Source organism: Massilia agrisoli (assembly GCF_020831365.1).
In the GTDB taxonomy this organism is placed as follows: domain Bacteria; phylum Pseudomonadota; class Gammaproteobacteria; order Burkholderiales; family Burkholderiaceae_D; genus Telluria_A; species Telluria_A agrisoli.
Map to the genome: position 1 here is coordinate 177,570 of NZ_JAJHPV010000020.1, position 19,747 is coordinate 197,316.

Consider the following 19,747-nt stretch of genomic DNA (forward strand, 5'->3'; position numbering starts at 1 on the left):
GCGCCTGCACATCCTCTTCATGTAGGGCGGATAAGCGCTCGCGCGCATCCGCCGAATTCAGCCACTGTTATCCGAGCGTGGCAATCACCGGCGCATGGTCCGACGGCTGCGTCCATTTGCGCGGCACGCGGTCGATCGCACAGGCCACGCAGCGCTTCGCGAGCGACTCCGACAGCAAAATATGGTCGATGCGCAGGCCCTTGTTCTTCTGGTATCCCAGTTGCCGGTAATCCCACCAGCTGAACGACTTCTCCGGCTGCTCGAACAGGCGGAACGAATCCGTCAGCCCCAGCCCGATCAGGTGCGCCAGCGCCTCGCGCTCCTTCGGTGAGCACAGCACCTCGCCGCCCCATCCAACCGGGTCGTACACGTCGCGGTCTTCCGGAGCGATGTTGTAGTCGCCAAGGATGGCCAGCCCCTGGCCGCCGTGCGTGCGCAGTTCTTCGGCCAGCCACTCGCGCAGCGACGCCAGCCACGCCAGCTTGTACACGTATTTATCCGAATCGACCGACTGCCCGTTCGGTACATACGCGCTGATGAAGCGCATGCCCTCAATGGTGGCGGCCAGGATGCGCTGCTGCGGATCCTCGAAACGGGGATTGTTCCGCACCACGTCGGTAATCGGGTGCTTCGACAGGATCGCCACCCCGTTGTAGGTCTTCTGGCCGCTGAACGCCACCTGGTAGCCAGCCGCATTAATTTCGGCAAGCGGAAACTTGTCGTCTTCCAGTTTGGTCTCTTGGAGGCAGAGCACATCGACCGGATTGGTTTCCAGCCACTGCAGCAGGTGAGGCAGGCGAACTTTGAGGGAATTGACGTTCCAGGTTGCTATTTTCATTGGTGAGGTCAGGGAAGGGCAGCGAAGACGGAAGTATCAACGCTCATGGCGGGAAGCGCAAGGTTGAGCTATCGCAAATGTCCATGCTATTTGCATTGCCAAGAGGATATATTTTGCCTACAAATGTAGCAAAGTGTAACAACATTTACACACGAGCCCGTGAATAGCCTATTGTTACTCATGAGGAATTAAAAATTGCATTTTTATAACGGCTGGCGTACTATACTATATGCAGGTCGTGAGATTTTGCAGCTACGCCACAGTTCGGTAGGTGGCCTTGTAAAACAATGAAATTTTCGCAGTGTCGCCCCAATAGGTGGTACTATTTTGCAAAGTTGCATTTTCAACATTTGTCGAAATGCGGTAACAGCATTTGTAAAGGAAGATAATGCGTAGTGCATTTGAAGCGTGGGCGCAACGGGACGGTCACATTGTCCGCCGCCGTGAAGACAAGCCAGATGAATATCTGGTATTCGAAACGCAACGCCGCTGGGTAATCTGGCAAGCGGCCCTTGCACATGGGAAGTCCGCTGCCGCGACTGCCAAGTTCGCCGCAGCAAAGGCTCCAGCGCGAGAGCAGGGCGAGCCGGCTGAGAAAGCCGCGCCGATGGCGCCGGATGAGGCCACGGTACGCAACAAGGTGCTCAACGAAGTCCTCGACGCGTTCAGCGACCTGGATGAATCGGACGGCATCGAAGGCGTTCTGAAGGTGATCCAGGGCCTGAAGAAAAAGCAGAAAGTCCTCGCGGAAGATAAAGCGGGTTGATGCAGAAATTCCGGCATTACAAGGGCGGTCTGTACGAGCTGGTGTGCGTTGCCACGCTCGAATCGGACCTGTCCGAAATGATCGTATACCGGGCCGCGAACGGATCCATCTGGACGCGTCCCAAAGATGTTTTCTTCGAACTGGTTGACGTCGACGGCCAGCAAGTGCCGCGCTTCGCCCCAATCGACTAGTCCCGCCGCACAGGCACACTCCCAGGAATGAACATGTTGACCAAAGCTGCTATCGGCCTGGCTTTGTCAGGCGTTCTCGCATCCGCCACGGCCGAAACCGTGGGCTCGGTCGATACCGTATTCAAGCTGCTCGGGCCTGACCACAAGGTGGTGGTGGAAGTGTTCGACGATCCGCGCGTGCGCGGTGTCAGCTGCTATCTGTCGCGCGCAAAAACCGGCGGCATCAAAGGCGCGATCGGCATCGCCGAAGACAAGTCGAATGCCTCGGTGGCGTGCCGCCACGTCGGGCCGCTGGCCTTCAACGGCAAGCTGCCCCGGCAGGAGGAAGTATTCTCCGAACGCGCCTCGATCCTGTTCAAGCATGTGCGCGTGGTGCGCATGGTCGACCCCAAGCGCAACGCGCTGGTCTACCTGGTGTATTCCGACCGCCTGATCGAAGGCAGCCCGCAAAACAGCGTTACCGCGGTGCCGGTGCCGGCCAATTTGCCTATCCCCCTCAAATAAGTCTTCAGGAATCCCCGCAGCCTGCCGTAAACAGGCATATGACAACGGCGGTGGATAACATGGCAATCATCAAACGACTAGTCGCAGTCCTCACGCTCGCCGCGCTGGGCGGCTGCGCCACGATCAGCGAGCCTGACCAGCAGGTGGTGCTGGTGCAGACGATTCAGGACAACCGCGAAGTGGCCGGCATCGGCTGTGTGCTGACCAATGACGCAGGGCGGTGGTTTGTGACCACGCCTGGGCGCGTTTCGGTGCGCAAGAGCGCCGGGAAGCTGTGGGTTGACTGCAAGCGCAGCGGCCACGGGGTAGGGCAGGATGTGGTCGATTCGCGCGCCAATGCGGGCGCGCTGATGGGCAATGTGGTGTTGACCGCGGGGTTGGGATATCTGGTCGATAAGCGGACCGGGGTGGGGTTTGAGTATCCGGATACCTTGACGGTGCTGATGCGGCGGCCGGATGTGTATCACGAGGCGGTGGTAGATGAGGTGGCGTCGAATACGATTTACTAGATCTGCCAGGTACGTAGGGCGGACAAGCGTAAGCGCCTCCGCCGAGTTAAGCGCCACGTTGACGCTTAACTCGGCGGAGGCGCTTCGCTTGTCCGCCCTACGCTTTACCGTGTCGCTTAGGTGCGGTTGATCAGGAACGTCGACAGCAGCGGCACCGGACGGCCGGTGGCGCCTTTTGCAGCGCCGGTCTTCCACGCCGTACCCGCGATATCCAGGTGCGCCCAGGTGTACTTGCGGGTGAAGTTCTCAAGGAAGCAGGCCGCGGTCACGCTGGCGCCGCCCGGCGTGCCAATGTTGGCCAGGTCCGCGAAGTTCGACTTCAGCTGCTCGTTGTAGATCTCTTCGATCGGCAGGCGCCATGCGGTGTCGCTGGCTTGCTTGCCCGCTGCCAGCAGTTCCGCCGCCAGCGCTTCGTGCTTGTCGTCGCTGCGCGTGAACAGGCCGGTGTTGTGGTGCCCCAGCGCGACGATGCATGCACCCGTCAGGGTGGCGATGTCGACCACCACCGCAGGATTGAAACGCTCCGCATAGGTCAGCGCGTCGCACAGGATCAGGCGGCCTTCGGCGTCGGTGTTCAGCACTTCAATGGTCAGGCCGTTCATCGAGGTGACGATGTCGCCCGGCTTGGTCGCGCGGCCCGATGGCATGTTCTCGCATGCGGCCACGATGCCGATGACATTCAGCTTCAGGCCCATCTCGCCAATGGCGCGGAAGGTGCCGAGCACGGAGCCCGCGCCGCACATGTCGTACTTCATCTCGTCCATGCCAGGGCCGGCCTTGATCGAGATGCCGCCGGTGTCGAAGGTGATGCCTTTGCCCACCAGGACCACTGGCGCGTCCTTGGCCTTGCCGCCCATGTGCTTGAGGACGATGAACTTCGGCGGCTGCTCGCTGCCGTTGGTCACGGACAGGAAGCTGCCCATCTTCAGCGCTTCAAGCTGCTTGCGCTCGAGGACTTCGACGCCGAAGTTGAATTCCGCCGCCAGTTCCTTGGCGGTGTTGGCCAGGTAGGTCGGGGTGCAGACGTTTGGCGACAGGTTGCCCAGTTCCTTGGTCAGGTTCATGCCGTTGGCAATCGCGATCGCCTGCGCCAGCGAGGTCTTGACCTGCGCGCTGGCGTCGGTTGCCAGGGTGATCTTGCGCACCCCGGTTGGGGCAGGGTCCTTCTTGCTCTTTTGCGCGTCGGTGCGGAACTCGATCTCGTTGGCGGCGATAACCACGCAGCGCACAGCCCAGCTGGCGTCGCGGTCTTTCACATCAGTCATCGGTAATGCGATAATGGCGTCCGTGGCGCCAATCGATGCGAACGTCTTGAGGGTTGCGGTGACCGCAGACGTGAAGCTCTTTTCGCTGATAGTCTCATCATTGCCCATACCTACGAGCAGCACGCGCGCGGCAGCCGCACCCGATACGCCGCGCAGCATCAGGGTCGAACCTGGCTTGCCGGTGATGTCGCCGGACTTGAGCGCAGCAGTGATTTCACCACCCTGATCGAGGGCCTTAGCCGCCTGCGACATTTTTTTGTTTTCGAATACCGCAACCGCGACACAGCCTGTTTTTGCCGACGTGATGGTGTTCTTTGTATCGAATGCTTTTATGCTAAAGTCCATTTGAATCTCCATATCATGTTTGTGACGCGCACTGCTTAACCTGCGATTATAACTTTCTAATGATCTTTCAACGCGCCCTGCGACGTGAATTGGCGAGTGCCGCCGGCGCCACCTTTACGATCCTCTTTTCGGTCCTGGCTACCTGGACGCTGATCTCCATCCTCGGCAAGGCCGCGGGCGGCAAGGTCGACTCGGGCGACGTCATCGCTTTGATCGGTTTTGCAATCCTGAATTATCTGCCAACTATCCTGATTCTCACCAGTTTTATTTCAGTTTTGGTGGCAGTCACGCGCAGCTATCGCGACTCCGAGATGGTGGTGTGGTTCGCCTCAGGCATGTCGCTGCTGCGCTGGATCCCGCCCGTATTGACCTTCGGCTTGCCGCTGGTTGTATTGACGGGCGCCCTGAGCATGGTGGCCACGCCGTGGGCCAAGCTGAAAAGCGAGGAGTTCGTCCAGCGCTTCGAAAAGCGTGAAGACCTGAAAAAGGTCTCGCCCGGCCAGTTCAAGGAGTCCACCTCCAGCAACCGCGTGTTCTTCGTCGAAGGGGTGACTGGCGAGTCGACGGTGGTGCAGAACGTGTTCGTCAATACCGTCGAAAAGGACGGCAATACGGTGGTGGTGGCAAAGGAGGGCGTCATCGAGCGCCAGCCCGACGGCAGCCAGTTCCTGGTGCTGAAGAACGGGCGCCGCTACCACGGCGTGCCGGGGCAGGCCGATTTCCAGTCGATGGAGTTCGACCGCTACAGCATGCGCGTGGCGACCAAGGTACCCGCGCTTGGCGCCGACCTGCCGGTCGATACCTTGTCCACGCCGGCGCTGCTGGTCGCGCCCAACCGCTACACGATGGCCGAGCTGCTGAAGCGCGTGGCGGCCCCGGTCAGCTGCCTGGTCCTGATGCTGCTGGCGATACCGCTCGGCTTCGTCAACCCGCGCGCCGGCAGCGCGGCCAACCTGATCCTGGCGCTGCTGATTTTCTTCACCTATAAGAACCTCGAGAAGATGGCGGAAGCGTCGATCAGGCAGGGCAAGATGGAATTTGCCGCCGCATCGTGGCCGCTGCACGCCATCGCCATCCTGTGCGTGATCCTGCTGTTCGCGTGGCGCGTCAATCCGAATCACCGCTACCACCCGCTGGTACTGTGGGGCGCATTCAAGCGGTCCCGCAACGCGCGCAAAGGAGCGCTTGCCTGATGAAAGTCCTTCAACGCTATTTCGCGGTCTCGATCTTCCAGGCCGTCGCTTTCGTACTGGTCGCCTTCCTGGCGCTGATCTCCTTCATGGACCTGACCAGTGAACTGCCGGACATCGGCAAGGATGGCTACGAGATCCAGCACGCTTTCCTGTACGTGCTGATGCTGGTGCCGGGCCACGTGTATGAGGTCATGCCCGTCGCGGCGCTGATCGGCACCATCTACACGATGGCGCAGTTTGCCAATTCGTCCGAGTTTACGATCATGCGCGCGTCGAGCATGTCGACCCAGATGGCCGCCGCGATGCTCTTCAAGATCGGCGTCGTGCTGGTACTGATTACCTTCGTCTTTGGCGAACTGATCACCCCGCGCACCGCGCCGTGGGCGGAAAGAATCAGGCTGAGCGCGCAGGGCGCGTCGGTCTCGCAGCAGTTCAAGTCGGGCATGTGGACCAAAGACGTGGTGCGCAGCGACGGCGTCAAGGGCGAGGTCACCGGTTCGCGCTTCTTCAATGTCAGCCAGTTCCGCCCCGATGGGCGCCTGGTCGACGTCAAGCTCTACGAATTCGATAACGACTTCCGCATGCGCTCCCTGATCACCGCAAAGTCGGGCGTCTTTGAAGGTAACAGCAAGTGGCGGCTGGAAGACGTGACCGAAACGGTGTTCTCGAATACTGCCACGGCCGCCACCCAAACCCAGGCCACGTTCGGCCAGGAGACGAGCGCCGTCACCACCCGCAAGCACGAGAGCATGACCCTCACGTCCGAGATCACCCCGAAGATCCTGTCGGTATCATCAAGCGACCCTGAACGCATGTCGGCCAACGAGCTGGCCGTGTACACGCGCCACCTTGCCGAAAACCGCCAGGAGACCGACCGCTTCAAGATCGCGTTCTGGAAGAAGCTGATCGACCCGTTCGCCATCTTCGTGCTGATGGCGCTGGCCCTGCCTTTCGCCTACCTGCACACCCGCAGCGGCGGCGTGAGCCTGAAAATCTTCATCGGCATCATGATCGGGGTGAGCTTCATCCTGATAAACACGCTGTTCTCGCACCTTGGCTTGCTCAGCACCTGGCCAGCGTTCTTCACGGCGGTTGCGCCTAGTTTATTGTTCCTGCTGCTGGCGCTGGGCGCCTTGTGGTGGGTGGAGAGACATTGATGGAAAAACGCGCACTGATCTTGTTTGCCCACGGCGCCCGCGCCGATTCGTGGAAGGCGCCGTTCGAGCGGCTGCGCGACCTGACCCAGCGGCGCATGCCTGAAGTGCGGGTGACGCTTGCGTTCCTCGAACTGATGGAACCGCGCCTGCAACCGCAGGTGACCTCGCTGGTGGCCACTGGCGTCACCGACATCACGGTGGTCCCGGTCTTCCTGGGGCAGGGCGCCCACGTGCTGCGCGACCTGCCGCTGATGGTTGATGAGCTGCGCGTGATCCACCCCAAGGTGGCGATCAGGGTTGCTGGCGCGGTGGGCGAAGACCCTGGCGTGCTCAAGGCGATGACCGACTACTGCATCGCGGCATTAAATTCCTGAAGTCTCGCCTTTTTGTCGTTGTTGAATCCGTTTGCGCACTTGCTGCGTACACAGATAGCCGGGAGCTGCATCCGCTCCGTTAAGGCGATCCCATCAACAGCCGGTAAAAAGGAGAGTCACCGTGAACCCAAGTATTCGCTCAGCATTCGTCATCCTGGCGGCGGTTAGCGCCCTGTCCGTGTCGCACGCAGCAGACAGCAAGTCCCAGCGCGCTGGCAACGCCTGCGCCAGCGGCATGGAAGCGCACAAGGGCGACCGTCACAGGCCGCTCATGGCGGTTGGTTTGACTGCTGACCAGCGCCTGATCTGTTTCAGCGAAAACCGGCCGGGCGATGCGCGCTCGATCGGCACGATTACCGGCCTGATGTCCGGGGACATGCTCGTGGGCATCGACTTCCGCGTGCAGGACGGCATGCTGTACGGCGTCAGCAAGGCCGGCGGCGTCTACCGGATCGACACCGCGACTGCCGTGGCAACCAAGGTCAGCCAGCTGACCGTTGCGCTGGAGGGCACGCAGTTTGGCGTCGACTTCAACCCTGCGGCGGACCGCCTGCGCATCGTCAGCGACACCGGCCAGAACCTGCGCCACAACGTCGGCACGGGCGGCGTCACCATCGTTGACGGCCCGCTCAACTACACTGCCGGAACGGCCGCCACCGGCGTCACCGGCTCGGCCTACACCAACAACGACCTGAACCCCGCAACCGCAACGACGCTGTTTGCGCTCGACACCATGCTCGACCAGGTGGCGCTGCAATCGCCGCCGAACGCCGGCACGCTGGCGGCCACGGGCAAGCTGGGTATGGACGTGGCGGCCGTTGCCGGATTCGATATCTATAACCGCGTGCGCGACGGCGCCAGCGTGGGGGCGGAGGCGCTGGCCGTGCTCGGCACGGGTGGCGCGGACGGGGCGCTGTACTCGGTCGACCTGTTGACTGGCAAGGCCACCGCGCGCGGGACTTTCGCTCGCGGCGACCAGCTCAGCGATATTGCGATACCGCTGAATCAGGACTGAGCGCCCTGGCGCGCCGCGCCGAACACGCGGTCCAGCAAGGTCACGTTTGGCTTTGCCGGGATCGCCTGTTCCACCATGCCAGCCCATTGCTCGGACAATTGCTGGCAGGTGGCGCGCAGCACGGGCGCCAGGTCGCCGTGGCCGGCAAGCGCCTTCAGGTGCCGTTCGATCACCGACGCCAGCTTGAGGCAGGTGCCGGCGTCAGTCCCGCGCGTGCTGTAGTGCGACATCAGGTGCAGCGCCGCCGACACCAGCAGCTCTGGCTGGGTGGACAGGGTGCCAGGCTCTTCAATTGCCCTGGTCGAAAATTCGATAGCCATGCAATGCTCCTTAAGTAAATGAAGTGGCTGGCTACCGCGGCAGGCTGCGGATGGCTGGCTGATTGAACTCAGGCGGTCAGGATCAGCTTGCCCAGGCGCGTGACCCGTAGCTGGTAGACCTTGCCTTCGTGTTCGATGTGCACGGACTTGGCCTGACCGAACAAATTCCGGCTGTCGAAACGCGGAACATGCTGCGGTTCTCTGTCGGCATACGCAGGGTCGGGCAGGCCGGAGTCAGGAGGGATTTTTGTCGTCGGCATTTTAATAAATGAGAACTATTCTCATTTGGATTATGTCCGATTCGGGAAGCGATTGCAAGCTGTCCCGACGTCCGTGGTTCAGAAAGATCAAATCACGTAAGCTTGTTCTGCATCAGTTGCAAGTGGCCCCGCACGTTTGACGTGATTTTTAAAGCGGCACACACTCGACTGAACACCTGGGCGTTGTCCGGGTCTTGAGACGAGATGCGATGCTGACACTTGCCTGGAAAATCCTCGTTTGTGAAGTGTTGCTCGCCTTGAACCGAGCGAGAGGGCACTGGCACGAGCTGATGACGTTCATGCCGCCTGTTGTCAGGCGTATCCGATGCGCACGCCGCATGGAGTCGCTGGCTGGGCGGCTCGCATCAATGCGCCGCAAGATCGCGGCGTTTGAAGTAAGCCTGACTGCAGGGGCGTTCAAGGAAGCGGTCGACGCGGACTTCACGATCCGCGACATGCTCAAGGGGCTGAAGGAAGATATCCGCCACATTCGCTGTGAGATGGCGGCGGTGCCCATGTCCTCGCGCACAGGGTTTTGCGGGGAGCGGCTAGGCGCGGCGATTGCGCAACTGCATGCAGTGGCTGAGGAAACCTACGCGGCGGCTGACCGGCTGCTGTGGGAGATTGGGGAGCACGACCTCAAATACATTTCTTGACGTGGTCCCCTGGCGTATTTTTAGTTCAAGCTAGGCGATGTAACGCCGCTCGCACTCCGTATCGTCGGAGTCCGGTGCCTGGTGCGCGCGCTGGTGCATTGCGTCACCCAGCATCACAAGGACAGGTCCGTGCGCTTCGCCGAGACCGCGTGCCAGTGTTTCAATCGTAAGGCGGAAGATGCGCTGGTCAGGGCGGCTGCAGTTCTCGATGACGACGACCGGTGTATCCGGGCGGCGTCCCTGGGCCAGCAGGCGCTGCGCAGTGGCGATCGCCTCGCGGCCCCCCATGTACTGCACCAGCGTATCGGTGTCCGGGATCGCGGCGTGGCCATCGTGTTCGGGCGCCGTGCTGGACGTGAAGAAGGCGACGCTGCGCGAGACGCCACGTTTGGTCAGCGGCTGCTTGGTCGCTGATGCAGCAGCCAGCGCAGTGGTAATGCCCGGGACGACTTCGACTTCAATGCCAGCTTCCTCAAGCGCACGCAGTTCTTCATCCGCGCGGCCAAACAACATCGGGTCGCCGCCCTTCAAGCGAACCACCAGCCCGAACTTGTGCGCGTTATCGACCAGCTGCTTGTTGATGAACGCCTGCGCAGTCGATAGCTGACCGCAGCGTTTGCCGACCGGGATCTTGAGCGCTTGCGGGCACAGTTCCAGCATCTCGGAAGTCACCAGCGCGTCGTGCAGCACGACGTCGGCTTGCGCCAGCAGGCGCGCGCCGCGCAGGGTGATCAGGTCCTGGGCCCCTGGGCCCGCGCCGATCAGATAGACTTTTCCGAGTGCTGCCATGCTGCTCTCCTGTTATGCCGCCAGGCGGATCATGCCCGCGGCGACGGTCTGGTGCGTGACTTCATCGATCAGGATAAATGCGCCGGTGGCGCGGATATCGTCGTAAGCGTCGGCCGCCAAAGGCTGCTGAACGGTCAGCGCGATACGTGCGATGTCGTTCAGTTTAAGGCCTTCGGCGCTGTGGCGCTGCTGGGTGTTGATGTCTAACAGCGTGTCGATCGCCGTCACCTTGGCGGCGGTCTGCTTGGTGCCGTGCTTGATCCAGTACTTGCGGCGCAGGTCCAGCGGTTCATCCGACATCCAGCACACGTCCGCAGTCAGGTTCTTGAGCAGCGTCGCCGGCTGCTCGCTGCCTGCTAGCAGGTCGCCGCGCGAGATGTCGAGGTATTCGTTCAACAGCAGTGTAACCGACTGGCCGACGGCCGCGCTCTGGTGCGAGCCTTCGAAGGTCAGGATGTCCTTGACCGTCGCGCTCTGGCCCGATGGCTGCACCACCAGCTTGTCGCCGACGCTGACCTTGCCCGCTTCGATGCGGCCCATGTAGCCTCGGAAGTCGTTGGCTTCGTGGCCGTTGTGGCGCGCCACCAGCTGAACCGGGAAGCGGAAGGGTGCATCGTGCGATTCGTCGTACACCGACAGTGATTCGAGCAGCTCGATCAGCGGCGGGCCGTCGTACCAGGCCATCTTGTCGCTGCGCTCGACCACATTGTCGCCGGTGAGGGCGGACAGCGGAATCGGCGTGATGTCCTTCAGGCCCAGCGTCGCCGCGAACTCCTGGTAGGCCTTGACGATGCGGTCATACACGGTCTGGTCGTAGTTCACCAGGTCCATCTTGTTGACCGCGACGATCACGTGCTCGATCTGCAGCAGGTGGGCGATGGTCGAATGACGCTTGGTCTGGATCAGCAGGTCGACGCCGCCGTCTTCGCGCAGCTTCACCTTGGACACGTCGACCAGGATGATCACCGCGTCGGCAGTCGATGCGCCCGTCACCATGTTGCGGGTGTACTGCTCGTGGCCCGGCGTGTCGGCGATGATGAACTTGCGGCGCGGCGTGGCGAAGTAGCGGTAGGCCACGTCAATGGTGATGCCCTGTTCGCGCTCGGCTTCGAGGCCGTCGGTCAGCAGCGACAGGTCGACCGTGTCGCCCACGGTGCGCTTGTGCTTCGAGCGCGACATCGCGTCCAGCTGGTCGGCGAAGATGCCTTTGCTGTCGAACAGCAGGCGGCCGATCAGCGTGCTTTTGCCGTCATCGACGGAGCCGGCGGTGATGAAGCGCAGAAGACCACGCTCAGTCATTTTTTCGTTCATGGCGTTCATCAGAAGTATCCTGCTTTCTTACGTTTTTCCATCGAGGCTTCGGAGGTCTGGTCGTCCATCCGCGTGGCGCCGCGTTCGGTGATCTGGGTGACCGCGGTTTCGGCGATGATCGCTTCGACAGTCGATGCATCCGAGCTCACAGGGCAGGTGCACGAAATGTCGCCCACGGTACGGAAGCGCACCACTTGGGTTTCGACCGTTTCGCCTTCGCGTGCCGGAGTCAGTGGCGTCAGCGGCACCAAGAGGCCATTGCGCGGGATGACCTGGCGTTCGTGCGCGAAGTAGATCGGCGGCAGGGCCAGCTTTTCGCGCTGGATGTACAGCCAGACGTCGAGCTCAGTCCAGTTCGAGATCGGGAAGACGCGCATGTTCTCGCCCGGATGCACGCGGGTGTTGTACAGGTCCCAGAGTTCCGGGCGCTGGGCCTTCGGGTCCCACTGGCCGAATTCGTCGCGGAAGGAGAAGATGCGTTCCTTGGCGCGGGCTTTTTCTTCGTCGCGGCGGGCGCCGCCGATGCAGGCATCGAAGCCGTGTTCGGCGATGGTTTCGAGCAGCGTGACGGCTTGCGCGGCATTGCGCGAGTCGGTCTGCGGATTTCGCAGGCGTACGGTGCCGCGCTTGATCGAGTCTTCGACGCTGCCGACGATCAGGCGTTCGCCAAGTTCGGCCACGCGTGCGTCGCGGAAGGCGATTACTTCGTCGAAGTTATGGCCGGTGTCGATGTGCACCAGCGGGAAGGGGAATTTACCCGGGCGGAAGGCCTTCTCGGCCAGGCGCAGCAGCACCACCGAGTCTTTACCGCCGGAGAACAGCAGGGCAGGGTTGGCGCATTCGGCCGCTACCTCGCGCATGATGTGGATCGCTTCCGATTCCAGCGCGTCGAGGTGGCGCGCGTTGACGTCGGCGATCAGGTGCGTCTTGTCGGTGATTGTGTTCATGGTAGCTGTACCTGTTTTTTCTTGTGGCGCCTTACGCGGCCACTGGTTTAATGCGAATCAGTTTTCCGTCGACGATGTGCAGGCCGCATTCCTTCGACTCCGGGTTTTCCCACCACCAGCGGCCCGCGCGGACGTCCTCGCCCGGTTGGACGGCGCGCGTGCAGGGCGCGCAGCCGATCGATGGGAAGCCCTGGTCGTGCAGTGCGTTGTATGGTACATCGTTGGCCCGGATATAGTTCCAGACGTCGTCCTCCGACCAGTCGGCCAGCGGGTTGAACTTGACCATGCCGTGCGCCGGATCGTCTTCCTCGATCGCCAGGTCCGAGCGCGTTGCCGACTGTGCGCGGCGCTGGCCGGTCACCCAGGCCTTGTTGCCGGCCAGGGCGCGGCCCAGCGGCTCGACCTTGCGGATGCGGCAGCACTCGCGCCGCATCTCGATACTGTTGTAGAAGGCGTCCTTGCCGTTCTGGGCGACGTAGGCGTCCACCGCCTCCGTTTGCGGGCGGTACAGCTGCACGTCATAGCCGTATTTGGCATTGACCGCGTCGAGCACGGCCAGCGTTTCGGGATGCAGGCGGCCGGTCTCCAGCGAGAAGATCGCGATTGGCAGCTGTGCCTTCAAGATCAGGTCCGTCAGTACCATGTCTTCCGCCGCCAGGCTGGATGCGAAAACGGCAGGCGAGAACTCGCCGGCGATGCGTTCGAGCGTGGCGCGGGTGGATGCAATGAGGTCGGTGTCTGGCATGGCGTGCGCCTTCAGATGCCGTAACCTACGTCGCCGCCTTCGGTGCGAACTTCGCGGTGGTGGCGGCGGAACAGCGGTACATTCACGTCCACCGAGGCCTGGTACACCTCGGAGAACACGGTCAGTCCCTTGACTGCGTCGTGGATGCTGCGGTCCTGGCGCGTGGCGTAGGCATCGAAGCCGACGCGGTGCATCGCAAACAGCTGGTCGCGCAGCACGTCGCCGATGGCGCGCAGTTCACCCTTGTAGGCCAGGCGCATGCGCAGGTTGTAGGCGATCGAGTAGCCGCGGCCATCGGTAAACTTGGGGAAGTCGATTGCAACGACGGCGAACTTGTCGAGGTCGCCCTTGAGCAGTTCAGGTTGCTCGGCGGGGGCGATCCATACGCCGATCTCCGGGCGTGCCGACAGCGTCTCGCGCTGCGCCAGCCACACCGTCAGCGGCACGATGACCTTGCCTTCGCGGACAGTCACCGTTTCAGCTGCTTCGCCTTCTTCAAGGCGCAGCACGGCCCAGTCGTCCTGGACCACTTCGTGGCCCTTGATGATTTGTGGGTGGATAATTTCAAGCATATTCGTCTTCCCCTACCAGTGCCCCGGCCGCAATCGGCGTGGCATAAACATGTTCCTTGAACGGCGCAACGCCAAGGCGCTGCACGGTGTCGAAGAAGCGTTCCTCTTCGGTGCGTTCACGGACGTAGACCTGCAGCAGGCGGTCGATCACTTCGGGCATCTGGTGCGCTGAGAACGATGGCCCGATGATCTTGCCGATGGCCGAGTTGTTACCCTGAGCGCCGCCGATCGAGACCTGGTACCACTCGCTGCCGTCCTTGTCGACGCCGAGGATGCCGATGGTGCCGACGTGGTGGTGGCCGCAGGCGTTGATACAGCCGGACATATTCAGTTCGATCTCGCCGATGTCGTGCTGGAAGTCGATGTTCTCGAAGCGGTGCGCGATAGCGGCCGCAATCGGGATCGACTTGGCATTGGCCAGCGAGCAGAAGTCGCCGCCAGGGCAGCAGATCATGTCGGTCAACAGGCCAATGTTCGGTGTCGCCAGGCCCTGCGCCTTCACTTGCTGCCACAGGGCGAACAGGTCCGACTGCCTGACGTCGGCCAGCACCAGGTTCTGCTCGTGCGTCACGCGCAGTTCGCCGAAGCTGTAGCGGTCGGCCATGTCGGCGACAAAATCAATCTGCGATGCGGTAGCGTCGCCCGGCGGTACGCCAGGCTTTTTCAGCGACAGCACGACCGCACTGTAGCCCGGCACCTTGTGCGGCTTCACGTTACGCAGCAGCCAGTTGGCGAAGGCCTTGTTGTCCTCATGCCCGGTGCGCGGGTCGATCGCCGGCAGCGTTTCGTAGGCCGGCAGCGGGAAGTAGGCCGAGATGCGGCCCATCTCCTCTTCGGTCAGGGTGGACGGGCTGTCCTTCAGGTCCTGCCATTCTTGTTCGACCTGGCGGGTGAATTCTTCGAGGCCGACTGCCTTGACCAGGATCTTGATGCGCGCCTTGTACTTGTTGTCGCGGCGGCCGTGCAGGTTATACACGCGCATGATCGCTTCGATGAAGGTCAGCATGTGCTGCCACGGCAGGAACTCGCGCACGACGCTGCCCAGGATCGGGGTGCGGCCCATGCCGCCGCCGACCATTACCTTGAAGCCGATTTCGCCGGCTTCGTTGCGCAGCACCGTCAGGCCGATGTCATGCACGGCGATCGCGGCGCGGTCTTCGGCCGAACCGTTGATGGCGACCTTGAACTTGCGCGGCAGGGCGGCGAACTCGGGGTGGAAGGTGCTCCACTGGCGCAGTACTTCGCAGAACGGGCGCGGGTCGATATGCTCGTCGGCGGCGACGCCGGCGAATTCATCGGTGGTGATGTTGCGGATGCAGTTGCCGGAGGTCTGGATCGCGTGCATTTCGACCGAGGCCAGGTCGGCCAGGATGTCAGGCGTGTGCTCAAGTTCGATCCAGTTGAACTGGATGTTCTGGCGCGTGGTGAAGTGGCCGTAGCCGCGGTCGTACTTGCGCGCGATATGGCCGAACATGCGCATCTGCGCCGACGACAGCAGGCCGTAAGGCACCGCGATGCGCAGCATGTAGGCGTGGCGCTGCATGTACAGGCCGTTTTGCAGGCGCAGCGGCAGGAATTCTTCTTCTGTCAGCTCGTCATTGAGGCGGCGCGCCACCTGGTCGCGGTACTGCGCGATACGCTCACGGACGATCAGATGGTCATATTGGTCATAGCGATACATGTTCAGTTTCCTGGTTGTTGCTCTGTTTTCTGGGCGGAAGGTGTAAGACTTCCCCCAAACTAGACTCAATACTAAGGAATTCAGCTTTTATTCCAAACTACTGAGAATTTATTTGCTTATATGCGTATGGGGCATATAGCATTCTTATAAAATGCGCGTATCGCGAGTTTTACTGAGAAAAAGGGCAATGAACCTCCATCAATTACGCTTCGTGCGCGAAGCAGTGCGACAGAATTACAACCTGACTGACGCCGCCAAGGCCTTGTTCACTTCGCAACCCGGGGTGTCGAAGGCCATTATCGAACTCGAGGAAGAGCTGGGCGTCGACATCTTTACCCGTCATGGCAAGCGCATCCGCGGCCTGACCGAGCCTGGCCGCCTGGTGCTGGAGTCGGTAGAAGTTGTCATGCAAGAAATTGATAGCCTGAAGCGCATCGGCAAGGAATTTGCCGCCCAGGACAGCGGAAGCTTCACCATTGCCTGCACCCATACGCAGGCGCGCTACACCTTGCCGAGGGTGGTGCAGGCTTTTATGCAGAAATACCCGAAGGTCCGCCTTTCGCTGCTGCAAGGCAACCCGCGCCAGATCGCCGACATGGTCCAGCGCGACCAGGCCGACCTGGCCATTGCCACCGAGTCGATTGCCAGCGTGGACGGGCTGATTACCTTGCCGTGCTACCAGTGGGAGCACGTCGTCGTGGTGCCGCCCGACCATCCCTTGCTCAAGTCCAAGGCGGTATCGCTGGAAGAAATCGCCACCTATCCCTTGATTACCTACGATAGCGCGTTTGCCGGCCGCAGCAAGATCGACCACGCGTTTTCGCTGCGTGGCCTGAAGCCCGACGTGCTGCTGGAAGCCATCGACGCCGACGTCATCAAGACCTATGTCGAACTCGGCATGGGCATCGGCATCATCGCCGGCATGGCCTTCGACCCGGAACGCGACAAGAACCTGCGCGCCATCTCGGTCGGCCAGCTGTTTGGCATGAATACCTCGCGGGTTGCATTCAAGCAGGGTTCCTACCTGCGCAGCTATGTGTACACCTTCATCGAACTGCTGGCCCCCACCCTTAACCGCAAACTGGTCGAATCGGCCATGAGCGGCACCAAAGACACTTACGAGCTTTAAAGAAGAACATGATTACCGAACGATCCGCAGAATATTACGCAAAGAGCGCCTCCAGCCACGACCGCGTGTACGACAAACCCGAGCGCCAGGAAGACCTGGCCGAGATGCGCGAGCTGGTCGCCGACACGCTCAAGGGGCACAAGGTGCTGGAACTGGCTTGCGGCCCGGGCTACTGGACCCGTGTGATCGCCGAAACGGCCGACTCGGTGCTGGCCACCGACATCAATCCCGAAATGATCGAGATGGCGAAGCTGCGCGCGCTGCCGGCCGACAAGGTGCAGTTCCGCGTGGCCGATGCATTCGACCTGCCGGCCGACATCGGCAGCTTTACGGCAATCTTCATCGGCTTCTGGTGGTCGCATGTGCGGCGCGAAGAGCAGGAGCGCTTCCTCGCCCAGTTGAGCAAGAAAGTGGGCAAGAATGTGATGCTGGTGCTGCTCGACGACTGCTACGTGGAAGGCAGCAGCGAGACGGTCGCGCGTACCGACCTCGAAGGCAATACTTTCCAGATCCGCACGGCGGAGGATGGCGAGCGCTACGAGATTCCCAAGAGCTACCCGTCCGACAGCGCGCTGCGCAAGAAAATGGGGTCGTCAGTACGTGAGATCAAGATTACGCGGCTGGAGTATTACTGGCTGCTGACCTGCCGTTTGAAGTAAGCCACATCGTCGTTCCCGCGAAAGCGGGAACCCATGGCCGGGCGTTCAGCAGCTAGCGTCAGTTGTATCGTTAGCGCTTGCCCGGTATGGCTTCCCGCTTTCGCGGGAATGACGGGGTTGGCTGACGTAAAAAAGCCCGGACATGTCCGGGCTTTTGCGTTCCTGCTGGTGCTGCTTAGAATGCGTGGCGGATACCCAGTGCCAGTGCGGTTGGGTCAGCACCTGGCGCCGTTGCTGGCGGGGTCACATTGACGCCCGAAGCGTTGATGCCGAACACGCCGGTCGAGTTGTTGCGCATCGATGCCAGGGTGGTGTACACGTTGGTGCGCTTCGACAGCGAGTGGCTGTATGCCAGGGCCCAAAGATTGCCTTTTGCCGAAGCCTGCTCGTTGCGCTGCAGGTTGACGTAGACCTTGCCTGCGCCGCCGACGGCTACTGCCGCGCCGATGTTGGCCTGCTCGAACTTGTTGTTCGCGCCGGCACGGTCGGCCACCATGTAGTTACCCTTGACTTCAATCGCGCCAAACTTGTAGCCAGCGCCGAAGGTGTATTCCTTGTCGTCCTCAGTCGCCAGGCGCTCGACCTGGTGGTAGCCGGCGCCCAGGAACAGCGGGCCGTTTGCGTATTCCAGCGCGACGCCGGCGGTGTCCATCGACGGGCCGGTGGTGGTTTCACCCAGGCCGTAGGCAGCCAGGATCTTGAAGCCGCCCATCGAGCTGCTCTTGTAGTTAACCGAGTTGCTCAGGCGGCGGGTCAGGCGGCCGCTGTTGAACGCCGACAAGTTGGTGCCGTAGAAGCCCTGGCCGAGGATGTCGGACTGGCCGGCAACCGACGCGATCGGGGTGTATTCGCGGCCCAGGGTGACCAGGCCGAACGCGCCTTCCAGGCCGACCACTGCGCGGCGGCCGAACAGGGCCGAGTCGCTTGCGCCGGTGTCGAGTGCAACGCCTGCTTCCAGGTTGAACATGGCTTTCAGGCCGTTGCCCAGGTCTTCGGTACCGCGGAAGCCGATGCGGCTGCTCGACTGGTTGCCGGAGTTGACGACGGTCCGGCTGCCATTGACTGCGTCAGTGTCCTCGCGTGCGATGGAAGCGTCGGCGATACCGTAAATGCTGACGCTCGACTGCGCTGCGGCGACGAGGGGAAGGGACGCGAACAAGGCAGCTGCCAAGAGTTTTCGTTGCATGAAGATCTCCATTAAGTTTCAAGATTGTTACAGTGACTGCTAGGAATCGAAGGCCATGCTAACTGGCCGGTATTTCAACTTCATGACATGGGCAGTGGAGGTTGCTGATTAACAACAGCCGCTGTCAGTCGGGAAGCGGTAAAACAATTTCGATGCGGGTGCCGGGTGGTTCTTCGGCACTGATGGTAATTTCGCCGTTCATCGCCCAGACCCGCTCGCGCATGCCGATCAGGCCCAGCGATTCGGCCTTCTCCATGTCGTCGGGCGTGATGCCGCGGCCGTTGTCGCGTATCGTGACCAGCAGCTGGTGGTCGGTGCGGAACAGGTTCAGGGTGACGTGGCTGGCGTCGGCGTGGCGGGCGATGTTGGTCAGCGCCTCCTGCACGATGCGAAATACCGCGGTGCTGGCGGCGTCGTCCAGGCGCAGCTCGTTCTCGTCGGCGTACAGGTCGCAGGGGATGCCGTAGCGTTCGACCCAGTCGTCGCGCAAGCCTTGCAGCGCGAAGTACAGGCCGCCTTCGTCAAGCGCGCGCGGGCGCAGGTTGGTGGCAATCCGACGCAGCGAGCTAATGGCCGTCAACAGGTTTTCTTCCATGCCTGCCATCAGGCGGTGGGCATCGGGGCTGGCGCCTGGCTGCTGCTGGAGCAGGGTCAGGTCCATGCGCAGCGAAGCCAGCAGCTGGCCGAGGTCGTCGTGCAGTTCGCGCGCAATATGGGTGCGTTCTTCTTCGCGGATGGTCTGCAGCGCGGCCGATAGCTGGCGTAGCTGCGCATGCGAGCGCGACAGCTTTTCCTGCACCTGCTGGCGCGCGGTAACGTCGCGCAGGATGATGGTGTAGAGCGATTCGCCGCTTTCGGTGCTGCTCGACACCGATCCCTCCAGCGGGAAGCTTTCGCCGCTGGCGCGCACGCCGGTGACCGCGTAGTCGGTGGCCCGGCGGCCGCTGCGCCCGGCACTGAACCAGGCCGCGACGCTGGGCGCGGAACCGGCGCCGGCGCCGGCGAGCAGCACAGGGTCGGGGCTGATGAAACGCGATAGCGGGCTGCCCTGCATGTCGGCCACCGTGGTCGAAAACATCGCTGCGGCGGACGGGTTGGCCAGCACGATGTGCTGGTTTTCATCGGTCGAGATGATCGCATCGCTGGCGTTTTCGATGATGCCCGGACTGCGGTTGCGCAACAGGCGCGGCGCGCGGCCGTATTTGACCAGGCGCGCCGCGACCGCACCGCTGGCGATGCCGATCAAAAACACAACTGCCTGCAATCCTTTGGCGGATCGTCTCATCGAACACATATGCTTGCCTGCCGCAGATGGGCACGCGGATTCGAGCCCTC

At 61.9% G+C, this 19,747-nt stretch carries 23 protein-coding genes; 11 read left to right on the forward strand and 12 right to left on the reverse strand.

All coding sequences use genetic code 11. From position 1 onward, the window contains the following. Positions 1–67 precede the first annotated feature (67 nt). Positions 68–838, reverse strand: coding sequence for an exodeoxyribonuclease III (gene xth / locus LMJ30_RS17370; RefSeq protein ID WP_229433687.1), 771 nt, complete (start codon positions 836–838; stop codon positions 68–70). A gap of 388 nt (positions 839–1,226) precedes the next feature. Between xth and LMJ30_RS17375 the strand changes: the two genes are divergently transcribed. Genes LMJ30_RS17375 through LMJ30_RS17390 form a run of 4 tightly spaced genes read left to right on the forward strand, consistent with a single transcriptional unit; the run spans position 1,227 to position 2,808 of the window. Continuing rightward, positions 1,227–1,604, forward strand: a complete 378-nt coding sequence (locus LMJ30_RS17375) for a phiTE_015 family protein (protein WP_229433688.1) — start codon at positions 1,227–1,229, stop codon at positions 1,602–1,604. Continuing rightward, positions 1,604–1,795: a DUF1653 domain-containing protein gene (locus LMJ30_RS17380; RefSeq protein WP_229433689.1), complete on the forward strand. Its 192-nt coding sequence runs from the start codon at positions 1,604–1,606 to the stop codon at positions 1,793–1,795. Before LMJ30_RS17375 ends, LMJ30_RS17380 begins: the two co-directional genes overlap by 1 nt. A 33-nt stretch (positions 1,796–1,828) precedes the next feature. After that, positions 1,829–2,299 (forward strand): CreA family protein, encoded by a 471-nt coding sequence (locus LMJ30_RS17385; RefSeq protein WP_229433690.1) that lies wholly within the window; start codon positions 1,829–1,831, stop codon positions 2,297–2,299. Between the two features lie 59 nt (positions 2,300–2,358). Next, a complete protein-coding gene (locus LMJ30_RS17390; RefSeq protein ID WP_229433691.1) occupies positions 2,359–2,808 on the forward strand; it encodes a hypothetical protein in 450 nt (149 codons plus the stop codon). 116 nt (positions 2,809–2,924) lie between these two features. On the opposite strand, the gene LMJ30_RS17395 is transcribed toward LMJ30_RS17390, so the two are convergent. Then, positions 2,925–4,418, reverse strand: a complete 1,494-nt coding sequence (locus LMJ30_RS17395) for a leucyl aminopeptidase (RefSeq protein ID WP_229433692.1) — start codon at positions 4,416–4,418, stop codon at positions 2,925–2,927. A 59-nt stretch (positions 4,419–4,477) separates the two neighbouring features. Between LMJ30_RS17395 and lptF the strand changes: the two genes are divergently transcribed. From lptF to LMJ30_RS17415, 4 genes are all read left to right on the forward strand, one after another. Further along, on the forward strand, positions 4,478–5,611 hold the full coding sequence (gene lptF, locus LMJ30_RS17400) for an LPS export ABC transporter permease LptF (RefSeq protein ID WP_229433693.1): 1,134 nt from the start codon (positions 4,478–4,480) through the stop codon (positions 5,609–5,611). Beyond that, positions 5,611–6,768: an LPS export ABC transporter permease LptG gene (gene lptG, locus LMJ30_RS17405; protein WP_229433694.1), complete on the forward strand. Its 1,158-nt coding sequence runs from the start codon at positions 5,611–5,613 to the stop codon at positions 6,766–6,768. Before lptF ends, lptG begins: the two co-directional genes overlap by 1 nt. Beyond that, positions 6,768–7,142: a sirohydrochlorin chelatase gene (locus LMJ30_RS17410; protein ID WP_229433695.1), complete on the forward strand. Its 375-nt coding sequence runs from the start codon at positions 6,768–6,770 to the stop codon at positions 7,140–7,142. Before lptG ends, LMJ30_RS17410 begins: the two co-directional genes overlap by 1 nt. A 121-nt stretch (positions 7,143–7,263) precedes the next feature. Continuing rightward, complete coding sequence (locus LMJ30_RS17415; RefSeq protein WP_229433696.1) at positions 7,264–8,157, forward strand: DUF4394 domain-containing protein; 894 nt, start codon at positions 7,264–7,266, stop codon at positions 8,155–8,157. On the opposite strand, the gene LMJ30_RS17420 is transcribed toward LMJ30_RS17415, so the two are convergent. Both LMJ30_RS17420 and hemP read right to left on the reverse strand, forming a co-directional pair. Then, positions 8,148–8,477 (reverse strand): hypothetical protein, encoded by a 330-nt coding sequence (locus LMJ30_RS17420; protein ID WP_229433697.1) that lies wholly within the window; start codon positions 8,475–8,477, stop codon positions 8,148–8,150. The two genes, LMJ30_RS17415 and LMJ30_RS17420, sit on opposite strands and share 10 nt — an antisense overlap. Before the next feature lie 68 nt (positions 8,478–8,545). After that, the gene (gene hemP, locus LMJ30_RS17425) at positions 8,546–8,737 is read right to left on the reverse strand and encodes a hemin uptake protein HemP (RefSeq protein ID WP_229433698.1); all 192 of its coding nucleotides are present in this window, start codon (positions 8,735–8,737) and stop codon (positions 8,546–8,548) included. 209 nt (positions 8,738–8,946) lie between these two features. Between hemP and LMJ30_RS17430 the strand changes: the two genes are divergently transcribed. Further along, positions 8,947–9,393: a hypothetical protein gene (locus tag LMJ30_RS17430; protein ID WP_229433699.1), complete on the forward strand. Its 447-nt coding sequence runs from the start codon at positions 8,947–8,949 to the stop codon at positions 9,391–9,393. A gap of 30 nt (positions 9,394–9,423) precedes the next feature. On the opposite strand, the gene cobA is transcribed toward LMJ30_RS17430, so the two are convergent. The 6 genes from cobA to LMJ30_RS17460 are packed head-to-tail and all read right to left on the reverse strand — an operon-like array spanning position 9,424 to position 15,438. Continuing rightward, a complete protein-coding gene (gene cobA / locus LMJ30_RS17435; RefSeq protein WP_229433700.1) occupies positions 9,424–10,182 on the reverse strand; it encodes a uroporphyrinogen-III C-methyltransferase in 759 nt (252 codons plus the stop codon). A gap of 12 nt (positions 10,183–10,194) precedes the next feature. Further along, on the reverse strand, positions 10,195–11,502 hold the full coding sequence (locus LMJ30_RS17440; protein WP_229433701.1) for a sulfate adenylyltransferase subunit 1: 1,308 nt from the start codon (positions 11,500–11,502) through the stop codon (positions 10,195–10,197). Next, a complete protein-coding gene (cysD, locus tag LMJ30_RS17445) occupies positions 11,502–12,440 on the reverse strand; it encodes a sulfate adenylyltransferase subunit CysD (RefSeq protein ID WP_229433702.1) in 939 nt (312 codons plus the stop codon). The genes LMJ30_RS17440 and cysD overlap by 1 nt, the downstream gene beginning before the upstream one ends. Before the next feature lie 31 nt (positions 12,441–12,471). Beyond that, complete coding sequence (locus tag LMJ30_RS17450; protein ID WP_229433703.1) at positions 12,472–13,185, reverse strand: phosphoadenylyl-sulfate reductase; 714 nt, start codon at positions 13,183–13,185, stop codon at positions 12,472–12,474. Positions 13,186–13,196: 11 nt separating this feature from the next. Beyond that, entirely contained in the window at positions 13,197–13,757 is a 561-nt protein-coding gene (locus LMJ30_RS17455; RefSeq protein WP_229433704.1) for a DUF934 domain-containing protein, read from the reverse strand. Then, positions 13,750–15,438, reverse strand: a complete 1,689-nt coding sequence (locus LMJ30_RS17460) for a nitrite/sulfite reductase (protein ID WP_229433705.1) — start codon at positions 15,436–15,438, stop codon at positions 13,750–13,752. The genes LMJ30_RS17455 and LMJ30_RS17460 overlap by 8 nt, the downstream gene beginning before the upstream one ends. A 187-nt stretch (positions 15,439–15,625) precedes the next feature. On the opposite strand from LMJ30_RS17460, the gene LMJ30_RS17465 reads away from it, so the two are divergent. Then, positions 15,626–16,567, forward strand: coding sequence for a CysB family HTH-type transcriptional regulator (locus tag LMJ30_RS17465; RefSeq protein WP_229433706.1), 942 nt, complete (start codon positions 15,626–15,628; stop codon positions 16,565–16,567). Positions 16,568–16,575: 8 nt separating this feature from the next. Further along, positions 16,576–17,226 (forward strand): class I SAM-dependent methyltransferase, encoded by a 651-nt coding sequence (locus tag LMJ30_RS17470; RefSeq protein WP_229433707.1) that lies wholly within the window; start codon positions 16,576–16,578, stop codon positions 17,224–17,226. Positions 17,227–17,401: 175 nt separating this feature from the next. Here the strand turns inward: LMJ30_RS17470 and LMJ30_RS17475 are convergent, their stop codons facing one another. Together LMJ30_RS17475 and LMJ30_RS17480 are read right to left on the reverse strand one after the other, a co-directional pair. After that, the gene (locus tag LMJ30_RS17475) at positions 17,402–18,412 is read right to left on the reverse strand and encodes a porin (protein ID WP_229433708.1); all 1,011 of its coding nucleotides are present in this window, start codon (positions 18,410–18,412) and stop codon (positions 17,402–17,404) included. 124 nt (positions 18,413–18,536) lie between these two features. After that, positions 18,537–19,697, reverse strand: coding sequence for a PAS domain-containing sensor histidine kinase (locus LMJ30_RS17480; RefSeq protein ID WP_229433709.1), 1,161 nt, complete (start codon positions 19,695–19,697; stop codon positions 18,537–18,539). Positions 19,698–19,747: the final 50 nt, after the last annotated feature.